We start from the raw sequence: 15,774 nt of genomic DNA, 5'->3' as shown, positions 1-15,774 counted from the left end.
TTAGTATGAAAGAACAATCGATGGCTGAAAAGACTATTGAAAAATTGTATTCTGGCTATGCAATTGCAATAGATGAAAATATTAATAGTCCAGATTCGGATGATAGAATATTAGATATAGTTCAGCAAATTGAGGAGGAAGGTATACCATTGGTTAAATACGATGCAATCCCAAAAAACGAAAATTTTATTAAAAATATAAAATCGGTAAGTTTTTTCATATTGGATTGGGAGTTGAATCCAAATGATAAAGGAGAGCCGCATTCTGAAGATCAAGTTGAATTGCAGCTTGGTGACGCGGTAAAAGATTCTTCCTTTGAAGATAATGTAAAGTTTATTGAATCAATTAAAGAAAATTGTTTTGCTCCTGTTTTCATTTTTACTGCATTTGATACGGATACCGTAATTGAATGGTTGTTAAAATCTGAAAAGAATTTGTACGATGTAGAAGATGAAAGCAAGAATTTTATCTTGATAAGAAAGAAAAGTGAAATAACAGGTAAAAAACAAATGTTTGATAGTATTTCAGATTGGATAAATTCAAATCCATCTATATATACTTTAAAAAAATGGGAAGAAAATTTTTACAAGGCAAAAAATTCTACATTTCTAGAATTGTACAGTAGTAGTCCGATTTGGCCTACTGTATTATGGAAAGCTTTTAATAAAGATTCAGTACATGAAGGCTTAAGTATAGATGAAATAATCTATAGGAATATTAAAGGTAGGGGCCCATTACTTGAATTAAACCCAGATATTGTTAACAACGATGAAAAGAATGAGGATCATACTCCTGAAGAAATAAGATCTTTAGTTATTAATTCACAATTTGTATTTGATGACAGCATTCCATCAAATGATTTACAACCAGGTGACATATTCAAAGGAGAAAAAAAGAATGTCTACTATATAAATATTCGTCCTATTTGTGATACAGTAATTGACAGGGAGACTTGCGACGGTATTGTCTATTGTTTGAGAGGGAAAAAGGTTTCTGATAAAAGTGTTTCCGAAAAATTTAATGAAAAATATGGGTACATTAATCAAAGAGATAATGAATATATTGTTTTTGGAATCGAACGCTCAAAGTTTGTTTCTTTCTCACTTAGTAGTCTGTACCAGTTTGAATTTAAAGAACTAAAAGAATCTAGACTTCAACGATTGTTGCCTCCTCATATCACCAATCTTCAACAAAAATATTCAGGTTATTTAGGTAGGATAGGGTTGCCTAGAACATTTAAAGAAATCATACCTGTAATAGAAGATCCTAGTTAGAAATTTTAAGTTTACATTCCCCCAATAACCTTCAAACTCAACCCTGTCAGTTCCTTAATAGTGGCATCGTCATAGCCCTTGGCCTTCATCTTCTTGGAAATACTGATCGCCTTTTCTTTTTCCGCCCGCTTTTTCTCCGTATCAATTTTAAATTGTTCTAGTTCCTGCCTTTCGGGGCCCATAATTTCAAAAAGGCCATTTTTCTTTAGTTCGTCCATAACCCCTTGGTCGGCAAAACTGGTGTAATTGGTTTCGGTAATCACCAAATGGTCCAGCACCTCTACTTTGATCAGTTTGCCCGCTTTTAGCATGTGGTCGGTAAAGGTAATGTCGGCATCGCTAACCTCGTGCGAGCCGCTGGGGTGGTTGTGCACCAAGATCAGCTTGTTGGCCAGTTTGTAGATCGCCATGCGGAATACATCGGGCGGGTCGGCATTTACGCGGTTACTGGCCCCAAGGCCAATGAGCTCCACGAACAAGATTTTGTTGTTGTGGTTAAGGCCCACCACCCAAAAATGCTCTTGGTTACGGCGTATCTTGTTCTCGCGCAGCAAAACCTGTTGCATGATCGCATATATGTCCGCAGAGTTGAGCACTTTTATCTTTTGATCTTTGGTAAGCCTTACGTTCATGGTAGGTGTTTATAATTTTTGGGTTGGGGAAAGGTAGTCCATGCCCGTGAAAAAAGCAAAAATGCCGTTTGGGCATAAAAAAACCGCCCCTCACGATTGGCAAGAGGCGGTTTTGGTTATTTAGCAGCAATCCAATTTACTGCACTATGCTGTTCAGTTGTTGTACCTGCGCATCAAAATTTTTGAGGGTGGTGGCCAATACCCCAATTTGTTCCTGTGCTTCTTTCCATTCCTGCTGCTCAATGGCCTCGCGCACGCCTGGAAGTGTTTTTACCCCATAGCCCGTGTAAAATCCGGGAGCGTAGATCTGGTGTTTGAACCAATCCCTACGGGGCAGTCCCTTATCCTGTAGCAATACCTGCTCCATGCTCATCAGTTCTTGGTTCAGTTGCGCCTTTTTGGCACTGGACAGGGCAAGTACATCGGCCTTGGAAAAGGTGGCTATACTTTTCTTTAGATCGGCAACCACATTTTGTATGGGCGAAAAGTCCAAATAGGGTACTTCGTCCTTCATTTTTGCGGGAGCTATGGGTTTTTTGGGATCCATCACCAGTTGGTAGGTGTCCTGTTTCACCAATTTGTTATGTTTTTCCACTTCGGCGCGCATGTTTTCCAAGGTTTTCATCACTTCGCCCAAATAGGTTTCAATGGTGCTGTGCCATTGGGTGAGTTCAAACGGTAAAACCTCGGCATTTGCCAAACGTAGCGAAATACGTCCGGCCGTGTTGGCCAAGGCCACGCCATAGTCGAACCCGGGGTCTTTAAAACGGGTGTAGTGGCTGTAAGTATCGTAAATGGTGTGATATTCCCCACCAGAACCTTCACCGCCGTAGCCCAAGTTCAACGAAGCAATACCGGTATGCTGTATAAATGGCGTATAATCCGAACCAGAACCCAGGGCGGACAATGCAAAAGTGTTGTCACCACCGCGTATAACATTGGCCGCCTTGCGACGCTCCGCTACGGAAACCCCTTTTTGAGGGTCGGTCACGGCGTGGGCCACTTGGCTTACCATCGCCTGTAGCGAGTGGGAACCTCCGGCACCCAAATACCCCCGGCTGTTGCCATCGGTATTAATGTAGGCTACAGCCTTTTCCTTTAGTTCGGGGATATGGTCTTCTACCCATTCGGTGGAACCAATGAGTCCGGGCTCTTCGGCATCCCAAGCGCAATACACTAAAGTACGTTTTGGTTTGTTACCGGCTTTGGCCAATTTGGCCACTACGCGGGCTTCTTCCATCAAGGCCACCATGCCGCTAATGGGGTCGCTGGCACCGTGTACCCAAGCATCGTGGTGGTTACCACGGATTACCCACTCATCAGGGAATTCATCCCCTTCCAAAGTAGCAATCAGGTTATGGGCAGGTTTCAATTGCCAATCAAACTCCAATTTTAGGTGCACTTTGGCAGGTCCGGGGCCAATGTGGTAGGTGAGGGGCAAAGCACCTCTCCAAGAAGCTGGGGCCACAGGGCCTTCCAAAGCTTCCAACAAGGGTTGTGCATCTTCATAAGAGATTGGCAAAACTGGAATCTTGGTAATGGTCGGTGCCTCTTCACGCTTTAAACGCTTCGCATCCTTGGTGGCCGCGTATCCGGGCGTCAACACATCACCAGGGTAAAGGGGCATATCCATTACGGAACCACGCTGCACACCAGTTTTATTTTTATAAGGTCCTTTGGGGTACACATCGCCTTGGTAGTAGCCGTCATCTTCGGGGTCGGAATAGATAATACAACCAATAGCGCCTTTTTCGGCGGCCAGTTTTGGTTTGATGCCTCGCCAAGAACCGTAATATTTCGCAATAACAATCTTACCCTTTACATCGATGCCCAATTTTTCGAGCTCTTCGTAATCGCTGGGGATTCCGTAGTTCACGAACACGAGTTCAGCCTCCACATCGCCATCGGTGGAGAAGGCGTTATAGCTGGGCAATAATTTATCGCCCTGTGCGGTATAGGGGTCGCCCTCCACGGGAACGGCTTCCAGTTTAGCAGTGTATTGGGTAGGAGCGGTGAGTTCCAGCACCCGCACTTTAGGGTAGGGGAAAAGCACGTGGTACGTATCAATCTTGGTTTTGTATCCCCAAGATTTAAACTGTTTTTCCATCCATTTTACATTCGCTTCGCCATATTCGGTGCCTACCCAGTGGGGTTCGGCGGCCAATAGTTTCATCCATTGGTCCAAATTGTTGGCGGAAAGTTGTTTTTCGTAGTCTGCTTCGAGCTGTACTTGAGTTTTAGAAGCTTTGTCACTAAACCCAATAATCTTGTCTTGGGCCGTAATACTGATTGTCCCTAATAATAGGAGTAGAGGTAGTAATTTATTTTTCATTGTTTTGAATTAGCTCTTAAATTTAAGTATTTCTGTGGTTAATTGGTTACTGGTTGTTGAGTTATTGATGTTGGATGTTGGGTGCTCGGTGTTGGAAGTCAGTTGGCAGTAAGCAGTGGCAGTGTGCAGTAGGACAGTACGCAATAAATCGGATTATTACTTTTTGACACGAATTTCACGAATGCCACAAATTTTTCTACCCTTGCACTTGATGCTTGAACGTGCAGTTGGCAGTGGCAGTATTCAGTACCCAATAATCGAATAACTTAGTCCAGAGGTCGGAAGTACGAAGTCGGGAGTCAGTTGGCAGTGTGCAGTAGGACAGTACGCAATAACTCGGATTATTACTTTTTGACACGAATTTCACGAATGCCACAAATTTTTCTACTCTTGCACTTGATGCTTGAACTTGCAGTTGGCAGTGTGCAGTAACTCTTGCCTTTGAGATTGAGATTGATATTTGAGTCGGAAGCCCGATGCCCAATGCCTGATGCCCGAAGTTCAAAAGCATACCTGTTCGTGCAAATTCGAGAAATTTGTGTCAAAGCGCAATAACTTAGTAACTCCTAACTCTGAACTTGACATTTGATGTCTGTCATTCTGAAAGAGCGGAGCGACTGAAGAATCTCCCAGACATTGAGGAGGTTGAGATTTTTCGTTTTCGCTCAAAATGACACAGTTGACCGCCCACTGCGTTATTCGGTTGTTTGATGCTCGATGCCTGTTGTCCGAAGTCATAAGTACGAGGTCTGAACTTGAGTCTTGGTTCTTTGCTCTTGAACTTGTTGTTTGGACTTGATACTTCGAATTATAAAATAAATTTGCGCAGTTAAATGGTTGCATATATATTTGCAGTCAAATAGCTGCATAAATGGAATTGCGAAGAGATGTTTTTCAGGCCATTGCCGATCCTACCCGAAGGGCCATAATAACCATGGTAGCGCTCAATGCCATGACACCGGGAGCCATCGCAGCGGAATTTGATTCGTCTCGGCAGACCATTTCCAAGCATATCCGAATCCTTACCGAATGTGAATTACTGAACCAAGAACAGCAGGGGAGGGAGATCTACTATCATTTCAATCCACAGAAATTAAAGGAAATCGCTGATTTTATAGCACCTTTTAGGGATATGTGGGACGATAGGTTCGATGCCCTCGAAGCCATTATGAAAAAACAACTACCTAAAAAATAATATGGAACGAAAAACCAAAGTCCATGCTGAGGACGGAAAACAGGAAATATGGATCACTAGAGAATTTGAACTGCCCGTGGCATCCCTTTTTAAAGCGTATGAAAAACCTGAAATCGTGGAGCAATGGATGGGTACACAAGTACTAAAACTTGACAATAGGAAACACGGTAGTTATCAGTTTGAGACCACCGACCCCAAGGGAAACAAACATCGGTTCAATGGGACCATACACGAATTTGTGCCGAATCTAAAAATCATCAGGACCTTTGAAATGGAAAATGCACAGTTTCCGGTCCAGTTGGAATTTTTAGAATTTGAAGCCCTTACCGATACCACGAGCAAGCTTACCATACACATGGTCTATAAATCAGTGGATGATCGGGACCGCATGTTGAAGTTGCCTTTTGCCCAAGGCATCAATATGGCACATAACCGCTTGCAGGAAGTGGTGGAACAGTTATAATAATAAGTCTTACTAACGATAAGAACTTTTTCCTGTGACATTGAGCGCAGTCGAAATGAAAGGAAAAAGTTTTGCAAACACACAAACCTAAAAAATCATGTTTAATTGTCCGTAATGTGTCATAGTAGTGTTTTTGGCGTCATGTTGAACTTGCCTGCCTGCCGGCAAAGGCAGGTTTCAACATCTCATCCTGTTGAATATGAGCATCTTTATGTGACCCTGAATCAAGTTCAGGGTGACGTTGATAATATTATGACACATTACGGATATTCAATAAATCATATCTATGACAAAACGTAACAAAATTATCTATTGGGTAGCCACTGTTTGGCTGGCCTTGGGAATGACATCCACAGGCATTGTACAATTGATCGGAATGGAAGAGGAAATTGAAATGATGGAACATTTGGGGTATCCGTTGTACTTTCTTCTTATTATCGGGGTTTGGAAACTTTTGGGCGTTGTGGCCATACTAATTCCCAAATTCCCCGTACTCAAGGAATGGGCATACGCTGGGTTTGTTTTTACAATGACCGGGGCCCTAGTTTCCCATTTGGCGGTAGGCGATGGAGCCGCTGATTTCTTTGGACCGTCCTTGTTATTGGCATTGACCCTAATTTCTTGGTATTTTAGACCAGCTAGCAGAAAAGTTATCACAACACAAAACCAATAACGCTATGAACCCAAAAGTTGATTTCTTCTTTGAAAAACCATCCCAATGGCAGGAAGCCTATCGACAATTGCGTAAAATAGCCCTCGATACGGGCCTTACCGAAACGCTTAAGTGGGGTGTTCCGTGTTATACCCATAAGGGTAGCAATGTGGTCTTGATTCATGGTTTTAAGGAGTATTGCGCGCTGTTGTTTCATAAAGGTGTTTTGCTGAAGGATACCGAAGGAATTCTTATCCAACAGACCAAAAATGTACAATCGGCCCGCCAGATTCGATTTACTGATGTGAAGGAGATTTTGAATATGGAAAAAGTGTTGAAAACCTATATCCATGAAGCTATTGAGGTAAAAAAAGCCGGATTGGAAGTCAAAATGAAGAAAACTTCTGAATTTGATATGCCCGAAGAGCTTCAAAATAAACTGGATGAAGATACAGCATTTAAGTCCGCTTTTGAAGCATTGACTCCAGGACGCCAACGCGGGTATATGCTCTATGTTTCACAAGCCAAACAATCCAAGACCCGTGTATCGCGAATAGAGAAGTCCATCCCCAAGATTTTTGAAGGGAAGGGATATAACGAAATGTAAACCATCAACAAAAAAGAACCATGCGAAGAATTGTTCCCAATATGTATTCCGATGATCTAGAAGTGAGCAAAGCATTTTATATGGAATTTTTGGAGATGGATTTGGCTATGGATCTTGGGTGGATCATAACATTTGCCTCCAAAGAAAATCCAACGGCCCAAATCAACATTTTTAAAAATGAAGAAGCCATAAAACCGGACAATACATCGGTTTTTCTGTCCATTGAAATATCCAATGTGGACCAAATGTACGAACGGGCCAAGAGGTTGGGGTACGAAGTGGTTTATGGGCCAACAAATGAAGAATGGGGCGTTAGACGGTTCTTTGTAAAAGACCCAAACGGTGCCACAATTAATTTATTGACACATTTATGAATCCCGAAATCGACGCTTATTTACTGGAAGGCTGTGGTCGATGTGCCTTGGGCGGCACCCCAAAATGTAAGGTGCACAATTGGCAAGAAGAGTTGAAATACTTGAGAAGGGTAGTGCTGGATTGTGGGCTTACCGAAGAGCGAAAATGGGGCGTACCCTGCTACACCCACAACGGTAGCAATATTCTGATGGTGGCTGCATTCAAAGACAATTGTACATTAAGTTTTTTTAAAGGTGCCCTGTTGAGGGATAACCATAAGATTCTGGAGAAACCGGGGGAGAACACCCAGTCCGGTAGGGTAATCCGATTTACCGATGTTGAACGGATCGCAGCCCTGGAACCCGTCTTAAAAACCTATATTTTCGAAGCTATTGAAGTGGAGAAATCGGGGTTGAAGGTCAATTTTAAAAAAGCATCGGAATATGAGATTCCAGAGGAATTTCAAAAGCGTTTGGATGGAGACCCGGAACTCAAAGCAGCTTTTAACGCCTTGACACCTGGAAGGCAGAAAGGGCATCTGTTATACTTTTCCAGTGCCAAACAATCCAAGACCCGGGAGTCTCGAATAGATAAGTCCGTCCCTAAGATTTTTGACGGGAAAGGACACAACGAGCGATAGGGGCAGTTTCATAATTTACTTGTAATTAGTATCTTGCCGTTAACCATTAACAAATTATCTACTTTTTGAAGCGCAAAATCAATATTTGGCTATTGGTCAGCTTTGTTATCGCTGCACTTCTGACCCTTTGGATCTATCTTAAACTAAACGAGCACGTCGGTGATATTTCCAATGATAGTGCTATGGATTCTGCGGAATTCAGCCCCTGTAGTGACTATCGAATTCTTCAGTATTACCAAATTGGCACTTATTATCAGGGTGGTAAAAAAGCCATTAAAACGGAGCTTTTGCCAAAAATAAAAACTGATGGACTGCCAAAAAATGGTTTGCTGACAGTCCGCTTTGTGGTTAATTGTCAAGGGGAAACCGGTTACTTCAGAACTAAAATGATCGACCCTGATTTAAAAGATGTTGCAACGCCAATAGAGGCCTCAAAACATTTTTACGGACTAATTTCTGAACTAAAAGGGTGGGTTCCTGGCCAAATCGAGGGGAAACCAGCGGATAGCTACGCACAAATAGCCTTCAAGCTGGAAGAGGGTAAAATCACAGATATATTTTAAGGTATGAAACTATTCCTCAAAATTATAAAAATCCTTTTGGCGACTGTTTTTACGGTTTATATTGGTCTGATTGCGTATCAATTGGTATTTCAATCCAAGGAAAAACGGTTCAATATTGCAGGAAACATGCAAGGGCACGGATGGTCTCAAACCATGTTTGGGATTCTCAATTGGCAACACCCCGATTATGCTGCTGCTTTTTTTGAACGCTTGGATGCACTAACACCCGATGTGGTGGATGCCCCATGGGGCGAGGATATTGATTTTTTGCGTGGTGAATGCTATTACGGCCTTGGCAATTATCCGAAGGCATTGGAACATTTTGAGCAAAGTGTAATTAACCAAGGAGCCGATTGGGTAGATGTACAGGCATTTGTGTACCAAGGCTTGTGCCACTACGAAATGGGAAATTATGATGATGCCATTGTTTCTTTTGAAAATGGTCTGGAGCAATATGAAACCACTTGCGAAGCTTATTTTGGATTGGCAAAGACCTATTTGCAGATTGGGGACACCATCAAAACAAAAGATTATTTAAAAAAGGCACAGGAAACCATTGAATATAAACGCAAAGACCCTTACAAGGAATACCTGAACGAAATTTATCAGGAGGATTTGGATGAGTTGAAGGCGGTATTGGAGAATCGATGAACCCTATTTTGTCTTGTGTCCTGGTTCTTGACGCACAGCGGTTTTACTTTTGACACCTCGTACGCTCTGCGTTTAGGAAGTTCATTTTTAGGGCAGTAAACAAAAAACCATCGGTAGAATTAATCCATCGATGGTTTTTTTATATGGTTGAATTTTATTTATTAATCATCACAATGACCTGGACCTATTCTTCCGTTGTTATAGTCATCCAAAACATCGTTCACCATTCGGAACTGCGCTCTAAGCTCATCATTGCCCTTTAAATCAGCAATTTCGGCTGGGGTATAGGTGTCAAATAATGTAGTTCCCAGTTCTATGGCATCTTCAACCTCGTCAGGATAAGAGGCACCATTGGCACCATTTAATACGGCAGCTATGTATTGATGCGCTGCTTGAAAATATGCATTTCCTTTAGGACTGGTCTTCAATACTTTCTGCCATGTCATTTCACTTAGGAAGAAAACATCGCTTCTGTTATAAGGGTCAGGGAAAGCTCCTTTTTTCTCGTTTTTCCAAAAACCTTGTGTGTAGGTGCAGCCAGAATCTTCTTCAGTGACATTGATGCAGAAATTATCCAAGGCACCAGAACCATTTAAGGTTACAACAAGCGTAACTATATTGGCAGCATTCACCATAATGGTTTGCTCTGTATTATCAGAAATCTCGGCTACAGGGCCGCTGGCCACCATAACTCCATCGCCATCGTAGGCCTTAAACTCTCCAGCCTCTTCATTATCTATGGTTGTGAAGCTACCAATAGCTACATGACCCGGTCCAAATCCGGAAAAATCAAATGTAAAAGTACCTCCAGGAATATCGTCATCGTCAGGATCGCCACTATCAAGGTCTTCTGAAATAATCAAGACTTCTTGATGGTCTGTATCTGGCACTACTAAATCTTCATCGCCACCGGTGGGATTGTCCGTGTCAAAAATCATGGCATGGTTCTCATCAGGTCTGGCGGGGTTCAAGTTCTCACCATATACGGAGACCACACCAGAAATGGTAACACCCGATATACCATTGCCGGAAGAAATTTCATCCACTATAGTACCAGCATCAATATTATTAAAGTCAATTATGGCATCACAGGATGTTTCTGTCACTAAACCAGTTGCGCTTAGTTCATCAGCATTGCCAACTTCCTCTATTTCACAACCAGTAATAAAAATCATTATCCCTAAACAGGATAGGCAACTAAAAGTTCTGAATCTTTTCATTTTGAATAGTGTTAGTTATTTTATTCTTAAACAAACCTCTTGGGAGGAACCATGTAATTTTCTGAAAACAAAACACATGCAGCAATGAAAGTAAGAATGTTATAAGAATTTTGACAATGATGTCGGTAAATAACCAAATGTCTCGATAAAGACATGAAATGTGTTATTGAACACCTATAAAAAGAATTAGGATAATGATTTTTACTACTGGATAGAAAATGAGGTAGGAGTGGAGGGGAATTTGGATTAACAATCGGTTGCTCGTAATTGAATTAATTATACTACATTAATTCTTTAGTCAGGTGGTTAGTTCTTTATGGTGATTGAGCTAACAGATATTGAAAAATTGCCAAAACCATCTATACTTTTAACACTAATACTATACGTTTCTCCTAGATTGACTACAATGGGGTCCAAGGCAGTTTCGGTCATACCAGTTTGGTTAACTGTCTCTATATCCTTACTGTCTTTTACAAGTATATTGTATGTTAGGGCGTCACCATCTTGATCACTACCTGACCAAGAAACTATTAGTTCGGAAGTTTCACTTTTAAACTCGGTGCTTATTTCTGCCGCATAGGGCGCATAATTGGCAACAGACTCACCTGGAGTGGTAAAGGACATTGTATCGCTCTTTGTTTGACCTGCACTATTTTCCGCGGTCACGGTCCATGTATAGGATTTACCTTTGTCCAAAGTAACTTCTACATCTGTTCTGGAAGCACTAATGCTATTCTGGATAACGTTTCCATCAAAAACTTCTAAAACATAACCGGTTGCATTTGAGATACTGCCCCATGTAAAAAGAATAATGGCTTTGGTTTCATCTTGGGGGACTTCGATAAAATCAGAACAAGTTTCTCCATTTGTTGGAAGAATCCCGTTGGGTTTACCTGGGGGCATCACTTCTACCTCTTCAGTTGATGAAGATGATGAGCATGCGCCTACCAGCATCAATAAAATGATTAAAGCTAGAGCTTGACTTATTAAGGACTTTATCATTGTTTAATTATTTTAAATCTTTTGATTTTATCTTCAGCAACCAAGTGAACGACATAAAATCCAGCAGACTGGTTTTCCAAATGAATGGTTTTGTTATTCAAGGAATTCATTTTTTTACTTAATACAAGTTGGCCAATGGAGTTGTATACGTTTATTTGGTTGATTGTGGTTTCTCCTGAGATGGACAACATGCCCGAGGTAATGGTAGGGTAGACCTGCATTTCGGTTTCCAAGACAAGATTATCTTCTATGGTTCCCTGACATTCATTCTTCCCGGAGATGCGGACCATATTGGAGCTTTGTAAATTCCGTATCAAAATTTCATTTTCATCATTAGTATCAAAAAAATAACGTTTTTGATGTCCGTTAACGTTTACCACATACTCATTACTTCCAGAAACAAGATACTTAGCAACCTTATTGCTTTTGTCGACAATGGTCCTTTTTCCAGATATGTTGTTCATTTCATTGATGGTAAGGCCAAATAACTGTTCATAACGTATTTCAGGTATCGAAACTATCACTTCGTATGAACCCGGAGGAAGATTATCCAATATAAAATCGACTTCCAGACTTACATTTTCGAAGCTTTGGCTAATTCCTTCACCTTCCAAACTGATATCAAAAGCATAACCGGATAGAGTGGTGCCCACTACTATTCTGGCATTATCCACATTAGGGCATGATTGTGATTTACCAACTACGCTTAACGCGTCAATAGCTATAAAATCACAACCATCTTCATTAACAGCTATGCCTGGGTAGGTATTGGGGCAAAGATCATCCGCATTGGCAACGCCGTCATTGTCATCATCAGGAAAAGGAACCACTACTTCGGATACAGGTCTAGACCAGACACTAAATCTATAAGTGCCAGCGAACAATTGTCCATTATTAAGGAAAATACTGGTGGTGCCAAGGTTTCCCATACCGTCGGTGAACGAATACCAAACATCTTGATCTATAGTTGTGGCCTTGAAACCTTTTCGTGTCGCCAAATACAGAACATCTCCCTCAACCGTAATGTTCTCTACTATGCTATAGTCTGTATTTTGGTAGGTGGTCCAAGTTTGGCCCATATCAGAAGATTTATGAAGCCCATAACTGTCTGAAACAAAAAGTTTACCATTGATAATGTCAATATCTTCAATAAAAATGGAATCATTCTCTAAAGTGGTGATGAGATTCCAACTTTGCCCCATATCCGTAGATAGGTAAACATCGCCGTTTCCCGAATCCAGAAGCATTGTAGATCCTTCCAGTGCTATTTTCACATAAGACTCCCCTGAATCCAAACCTTCGGGAACAAAAACATCCCATGTTTCTCCTAAATCCTCGGACAAGTAGATGCCTTCGCCCAGCATTCCTGAGACCAAAACACCATTGCTGTAATCCAATGCAGAGGTAGCGATATTGACACTTGGGTTTATCTTTTTTTCCCAAGTATCACCATTGTCATTGGATAAGAACACCCCTCCACTGGTGGCAATGATTAGTTTATTGTCCACTTCTATCATTTCATGGATAGTGAAAGCGTTTGGTCTGTCGATTCCTGAATTAATAGCGGTCCAGGAGACACCATTGTCAGCAGAACGGAACAGCCCATTACCTCCAGTACCTGTAAAAAGGTAGTAATCATTTGAAGCAAAAGTTGTAATGTTTTGTGTTCTTATGCCTGTATTGTTCCATGTCCAAGACATACCATTATCCAATGATTCATAGTTACCAGAAGTAGAGCTGACTATTATTTTCCCATTTGATATTAGTAAAGACTTCAAAATGCTATAATTGTCAGGGGACAAAACCAAGACCTCACTCCAAGTGGCTCCATCATCGTTTGAATAAAAATATGAACGTGACCCACCAACAGCATATACAGTATTTTGTATGGAAATTAGGTCTGAAATACTTGCGTTCCCGGTGTTCATTGCTACCCATGTACTCAAATTATCATTAGAAACATATACTTCACCAATACCTCCAACATACAATATTCCGTTTTGAGTTGTTAAAGACCATGCGCCATGGGTAAGTCCAGGTATGTCCACTTGTGTCCAGATATCGCTATTACCATCATTTTCGAAAACCCCGTCTAGTGTGCCTACATATACTTTGGAATTAAATACTACAAAATCGCTGACTTGATAACCTGTAACTCCAGTACTCCAAACTGTCCAATTTTCTCCTGAATCAAGAGATCGATATATTACACCTGTGCCCGTACCACCATAAATTGTGGTACCATTGGCAAATACCTTGTAAAATGTAAGGTCCTCAATATCTTTATTTGCGGGAACCCAAGAATTTCCTTCATCTGTTGATTTATAAATACCGTTTCTGACCAAAGCAACATAAATAGTATTGCCATCAGTAGTTAAACTAGTTGCCCCGCCATCTTCCGGTAGCCCAGAAATACTTTGGGTCCATGATTCCCCATTATTTGTAGAAGAATGAATTGTATACGAAGAAATCACCAGTAACGTATTGTTCACTTTGATAACATCACCAGTGGCCCCACCCTCTGGCCCCGGTGTAGGTGTCCATTGAGAATGAGAAAGTGCAGTAAAAAAAAATAAACAGAAACAAAGAAATGGTTTGAGGTTGGTCATTTATGTAAGATTATTACTTCAAATCTATCAAAGAAAATAAAATTTAGTTGAAGTCTTATCAAAAAATGATAAAGAGCCGATAAAAATCGTCAACTTGATGACTCTTGTTTAGCATAGGTAAGGGGAGAACCAAAAACAAGAAAGGTGCCATTCAAAAAGCTTTTCGGTAAACTTGATGCGAATTATCAATAGACTTTTTTATCTTCTAATACTGAGGTAAACCTCTAAAAATCAGCAATAAAAACCCTTTAATTTTTAAGGTGTTTCACCAAGTTCGTCTTCCAATGAATCAATATCTTTAAGCACAACAGGTTATAGCTTATCCGTTTCCCTTCGATATTTTAGATTCAAAAGGTTTCCCATATACATTGTAGAACATCTTTAAAACAAAAACTATGTGGTACACGGATCTTAGACCGGATGAAGAACTCAATACCAACCGCTACTTTCTGGTAATGCTCGACAAATACGACGACTACGCCAGGTTGTTGGACAACGAGGGCAAGGAACGCACAATAAAAGGATTGCTAAAACTAAAAGAAGGCCTCCTCAATAACATTCCGTCGAAGGGAGTGGACAAAAACCTGCTGTTGGCCTCTTGGAACATCAAAAATTTTGGGAGATTAAAGGACCGAACGGCCGAATCACTTTTTTACATAGCGGAGATCATCAATGCGTTCGATATTGTGGCGCTGCAAGAAATCAACGGTGACTTAGATCATTTTGACAAGGTCATGAAACTCTTGGGAAGTGATTGGAAATATACCATTAGCGATGTAACCGAAGGTAATGCGGGCAACGAGGAACGCTTTGGTTTTATTTACGATTCACGGCGGGTGACCCACTCGGGCCTGTCCGGCGAACTGGTAATCCCGGATGAGTTTATCTCGGCAAACCCCATTATAAAACAACTGAAACGTACCCCTACGTTTACTGGTTTTGAAAGTGGGTGGAAAAAGTTTTCCATCGTTAGTTTGCATTTGCACCCAGGGGATGGTACCAACGACCCTGATGAACCCACGGACAAAGAAATCCGAAAGGAAGAAGTACGGCTCCTTATGCAGCTTTTGGAGCTGAAACTGAACCGATCCTCCTTCGAGGAACGAAACCTTATTGTGTTGGGCGATACAAATCTATATGAAGAGGATGAGGATATTGTTCAATTAATGAACGACAAAGGTTTTTTTGAAAGCGATGGCCTCAAAGGCAAATACACCAACACGAGCCTCAACCAGATTTATGACCGCATCTTTTTGCATGTTGACCAATATTTTAAAATTGGCGAGGATGAAGATGGGCAGGAGCGGGGAGGCGTCTTTAAACTGTTCGACTACGTGTACAAAAACACCCCGGACGCAATTTTAAAATACCACGAGTTGATGTTGATCCATAAAGATGATCCGTCCACATTGACTTCCGATGAAGCATTTCGCACCTATTTCAACAGGTATTGGAAACGGAACCAGATAAGCGACCACCTGCCCGTATGGCTAGAAATTGAGACCGACAGTACACAAAGTTTTCTGCAGAACAAATTGAACGCTTTGGAATAGAAAAAAGCGTGTTGCCCCCTTATTAAA

Annotated in this window: 15 protein-coding genes; 10 read left to right on the top strand and 5 right to left on the bottom strand. The window is 41.2% G+C overall.

The features are described 5' to 3' along the window. Nucleotides 1-5 precede the first annotated feature (5 nt). Nucleotides 6-1,274 (top strand): hypothetical protein, encoded by a 1,269-nt coding sequence (locus MURRU_RS15885; RefSeq protein ID WP_014034507.1) that lies wholly within the window; start codon nucleotides 6-8, stop codon nucleotides 1,272-1,274. A gap of 11 nt (nucleotides 1,275-1,285) precedes the next feature. Here MURRU_RS15885 and MURRU_RS15880 read toward each other — a convergent pair whose 3' ends face one another. Together MURRU_RS15880 and MURRU_RS15875 are read right to left on the bottom strand one after the other, a co-directional pair. Beyond that, nucleotides 1,286-1,906 (bottom strand): JAB domain-containing protein, encoded by a 621-nt coding sequence (locus MURRU_RS15880; RefSeq protein WP_014034506.1) that lies wholly within the window; start codon nucleotides 1,904-1,906, stop codon nucleotides 1,286-1,288. A gap of 136 nt (nucleotides 1,907-2,042) precedes the next feature. Next, complete coding sequence (locus tag MURRU_RS15875) at nucleotides 2,043-4,238, bottom strand: transferrin receptor-like dimerization domain-containing protein (RefSeq protein WP_014034505.1); 2,196 nt, start codon at nucleotides 4,236-4,238, stop codon at nucleotides 2,043-2,045. 871 nt (nucleotides 4,239-5,109) lie between these two features. On the opposite strand from MURRU_RS15875, the gene MURRU_RS15870 reads away from it, so the two are divergent. The 8 genes from MURRU_RS15870 to MURRU_RS15835 all read left to right on the top strand — a co-directional run bounded on the left by MURRU_RS15870 (nucleotide 5,110) and on the right by MURRU_RS15835 (nucleotide 9,363). Continuing rightward, nucleotides 5,110-5,433 (top strand): ArsR/SmtB family transcription factor, encoded by a 324-nt coding sequence (locus MURRU_RS15870; RefSeq protein WP_014034504.1) that lies wholly within the window; start codon nucleotides 5,110-5,112, stop codon nucleotides 5,431-5,433. Nucleotide 5,434: 1 nt separating this feature from the next. Further along, nucleotides 5,435-5,896, top strand: a complete 462-nt coding sequence (locus tag MURRU_RS15865) for an SRPBCC domain-containing protein (protein ID WP_014034503.1) — start codon at nucleotides 5,435-5,437, stop codon at nucleotides 5,894-5,896. A gap of 286 nt (nucleotides 5,897-6,182) precedes the next feature. After that, nucleotides 6,183-6,569 carry a DoxX family protein gene (locus MURRU_RS15860; RefSeq protein ID WP_014034501.1) on the top strand — a complete coding sequence of 129 codons (387 nt, stop codon included), beginning with the start codon at nucleotides 6,183-6,185 and terminating at the stop codon, nucleotides 6,567-6,569. Between the two features lie 4 nt (nucleotides 6,570-6,573). After that, entirely contained in the window at nucleotides 6,574-7,155 is a 582-nt protein-coding gene (locus MURRU_RS15855; protein ID WP_014034500.1) for a YdeI/OmpD-associated family protein, read from the top strand. Between the two features lie 20 nt (nucleotides 7,156-7,175). Further along, nucleotides 7,176-7,529, top strand: a complete 354-nt coding sequence (locus tag MURRU_RS15850; protein WP_014034499.1) for a VOC family protein — start codon at nucleotides 7,176-7,178, stop codon at nucleotides 7,527-7,529. Beyond that, a complete protein-coding gene (locus tag MURRU_RS15845) occupies nucleotides 7,526-8,149 on the top strand; it encodes a YdeI/OmpD-associated family protein (protein WP_014034498.1) in 624 nt (207 codons plus the stop codon). Before MURRU_RS15850 ends, MURRU_RS15845 begins: the two co-directional genes overlap by 4 nt. Before the next feature lie 65 nt (nucleotides 8,150-8,214). Continuing rightward, the gene (locus MURRU_RS17485) at nucleotides 8,215-8,712 is read left to right on the top strand and encodes a hypothetical protein (RefSeq protein ID WP_014034497.1); all 498 of its coding nucleotides are present in this window, start codon (nucleotides 8,215-8,217) and stop codon (nucleotides 8,710-8,712) included. Nucleotides 8,713-8,715: 3 nt separating this feature from the next. After that, nucleotides 8,716-9,363: a tetratricopeptide repeat protein gene (locus tag MURRU_RS15835; protein ID WP_014034496.1), complete on the top strand. Its 648-nt coding sequence runs from the start codon at nucleotides 8,716-8,718 to the stop codon at nucleotides 9,361-9,363. 161 nt (nucleotides 9,364-9,524) lie between these two features. Here MURRU_RS15835 and MURRU_RS17480 read toward each other — a convergent pair whose 3' ends face one another. From MURRU_RS17480 to MURRU_RS15820, 3 genes are all read right to left on the bottom strand, one after another. Then, nucleotides 9,525-10,583 carry a hypothetical protein gene (locus tag MURRU_RS17480; RefSeq protein WP_014034495.1) on the bottom strand — a complete coding sequence of 353 codons (1,059 nt, stop codon included), beginning with the start codon at nucleotides 10,581-10,583 and terminating at the stop codon, nucleotides 9,525-9,527. 306 nt (nucleotides 10,584-10,889) lie between these two features. Beyond that, nucleotides 10,890-11,585: a hypothetical protein gene (locus MURRU_RS15825; protein ID WP_014034494.1), complete on the bottom strand. Its 696-nt coding sequence runs from the start codon at nucleotides 11,583-11,585 to the stop codon at nucleotides 10,890-10,892. Next, complete coding sequence (locus MURRU_RS15820; protein WP_014034493.1) at nucleotides 11,582-14,194, bottom strand: T9SS type A sorting domain-containing protein; 2,613 nt, start codon at nucleotides 14,192-14,194, stop codon at nucleotides 11,582-11,584. The genes MURRU_RS15825 and MURRU_RS15820 overlap by 4 nt, the downstream gene beginning before the upstream one ends. 395 nt (nucleotides 14,195-14,589) lie before the next feature. Here MURRU_RS15820 and MURRU_RS15815 point away from each other — a divergent pair, with 395 nt between their 5' ends. Beyond that, nucleotides 14,590-15,747 carry an endonuclease/exonuclease/phosphatase family protein gene (locus MURRU_RS15815; RefSeq protein WP_014034492.1) on the top strand — a complete coding sequence of 386 codons (1,158 nt, stop codon included), beginning with the start codon at nucleotides 14,590-14,592 and terminating at the stop codon, nucleotides 15,745-15,747. The last annotated feature ends 27 nt before the right edge of the window (nucleotides 15,748-15,774 follow it).

It is taken from the genome of Allomuricauda ruestringensis DSM 13258 (assembly GCF_000224085.1).
Taxonomy (GTDB): domain Bacteria; phylum Bacteroidota; class Bacteroidia; order Flavobacteriales; family Flavobacteriaceae; genus Flagellimonas; species Flagellimonas ruestringensis.
The sequence above is the reverse complement of the archived record's forward strand: the minus strand, read 5'-3'. Positions and strand labels throughout refer to the sequence as shown.

Bases quoted from the DNA above. Each gene is read 5' to 3' on its own strand.
- MURRU_RS15820 (WP_014034493.1), bottom strand. From the start codon at position 14,194: ATGACCAACCTCAAACCATTTCTTTGTTTCTGTTTATTTTTTTTTACT.
- MURRU_RS15865 (WP_014034503.1), top strand. From the start codon at position 5,435: ATGGAACGAAAAACCAAAGTCCATGCTGAGGACGGAAAACAGGAAATA.
- MURRU_RS15815 (WP_014034492.1), top strand. From the start codon at position 14,590: ATGTGGTACACGGATCTTAGACCGGATGAAGAACTCAATACCAACCGC.
- MURRU_RS15855 (WP_014034500.1), top strand. From the start codon at position 6,574: ATGAACCCAAAAGTTGATTTCTTCTTTGAAAAACCATCCCAATGGCAG.
- MURRU_RS15885 (WP_014034507.1), top strand. From the start codon at position 6: ATGAAAGAACAATCGATGGCTGAAAAGACTATTGAAAAATTGTATTCT.
- MURRU_RS15845 (WP_014034498.1), top strand. From the start codon at position 7,526: ATGAATCCCGAAATCGACGCTTATTTACTGGAAGGCTGTGGTCGATGT.
- MURRU_RS15860 (WP_014034501.1), top strand. From the start codon at position 6,183: ATGACAAAACGTAACAAAATTATCTATTGGGTAGCCACTGTTTGGCTG.
- MURRU_RS15870 (WP_014034504.1), top strand. From the start codon at position 5,110: ATGGAATTGCGAAGAGATGTTTTTCAGGCCATTGCCGATCCTACCCGA.
- MURRU_RS15825 (WP_014034494.1), bottom strand. From the start codon at position 11,585: ATGATAAAGTCCTTAATAAGTCAAGCTCTAGCTTTAATCATTTTATTG.
- MURRU_RS17480 (WP_014034495.1), bottom strand. From the start codon at position 10,583: ATGAAAAGATTCAGAACTTTTAGTTGCCTATCCTGTTTAGGGATAATG.
- MURRU_RS15880 (WP_014034506.1), bottom strand. From the start codon at position 1,906: ATGAACGTAAGGCTTACCAAAGATCAAAAGATAAAAGTGCTCAACTCT.
- MURRU_RS15850 (WP_014034499.1), top strand. From the start codon at position 7,176: ATGCGAAGAATTGTTCCCAATATGTATTCCGATGATCTAGAAGTGAGC.
- MURRU_RS15835 (WP_014034496.1), top strand. From the start codon at position 8,716: ATGAAACTATTCCTCAAAATTATAAAAATCCTTTTGGCGACTGTTTTT.
- MURRU_RS15875 (WP_014034505.1), bottom strand. From the start codon at position 4,238: ATGAAAAATAAATTACTACCTCTACTCCTATTATTAGGGACAATCAGT.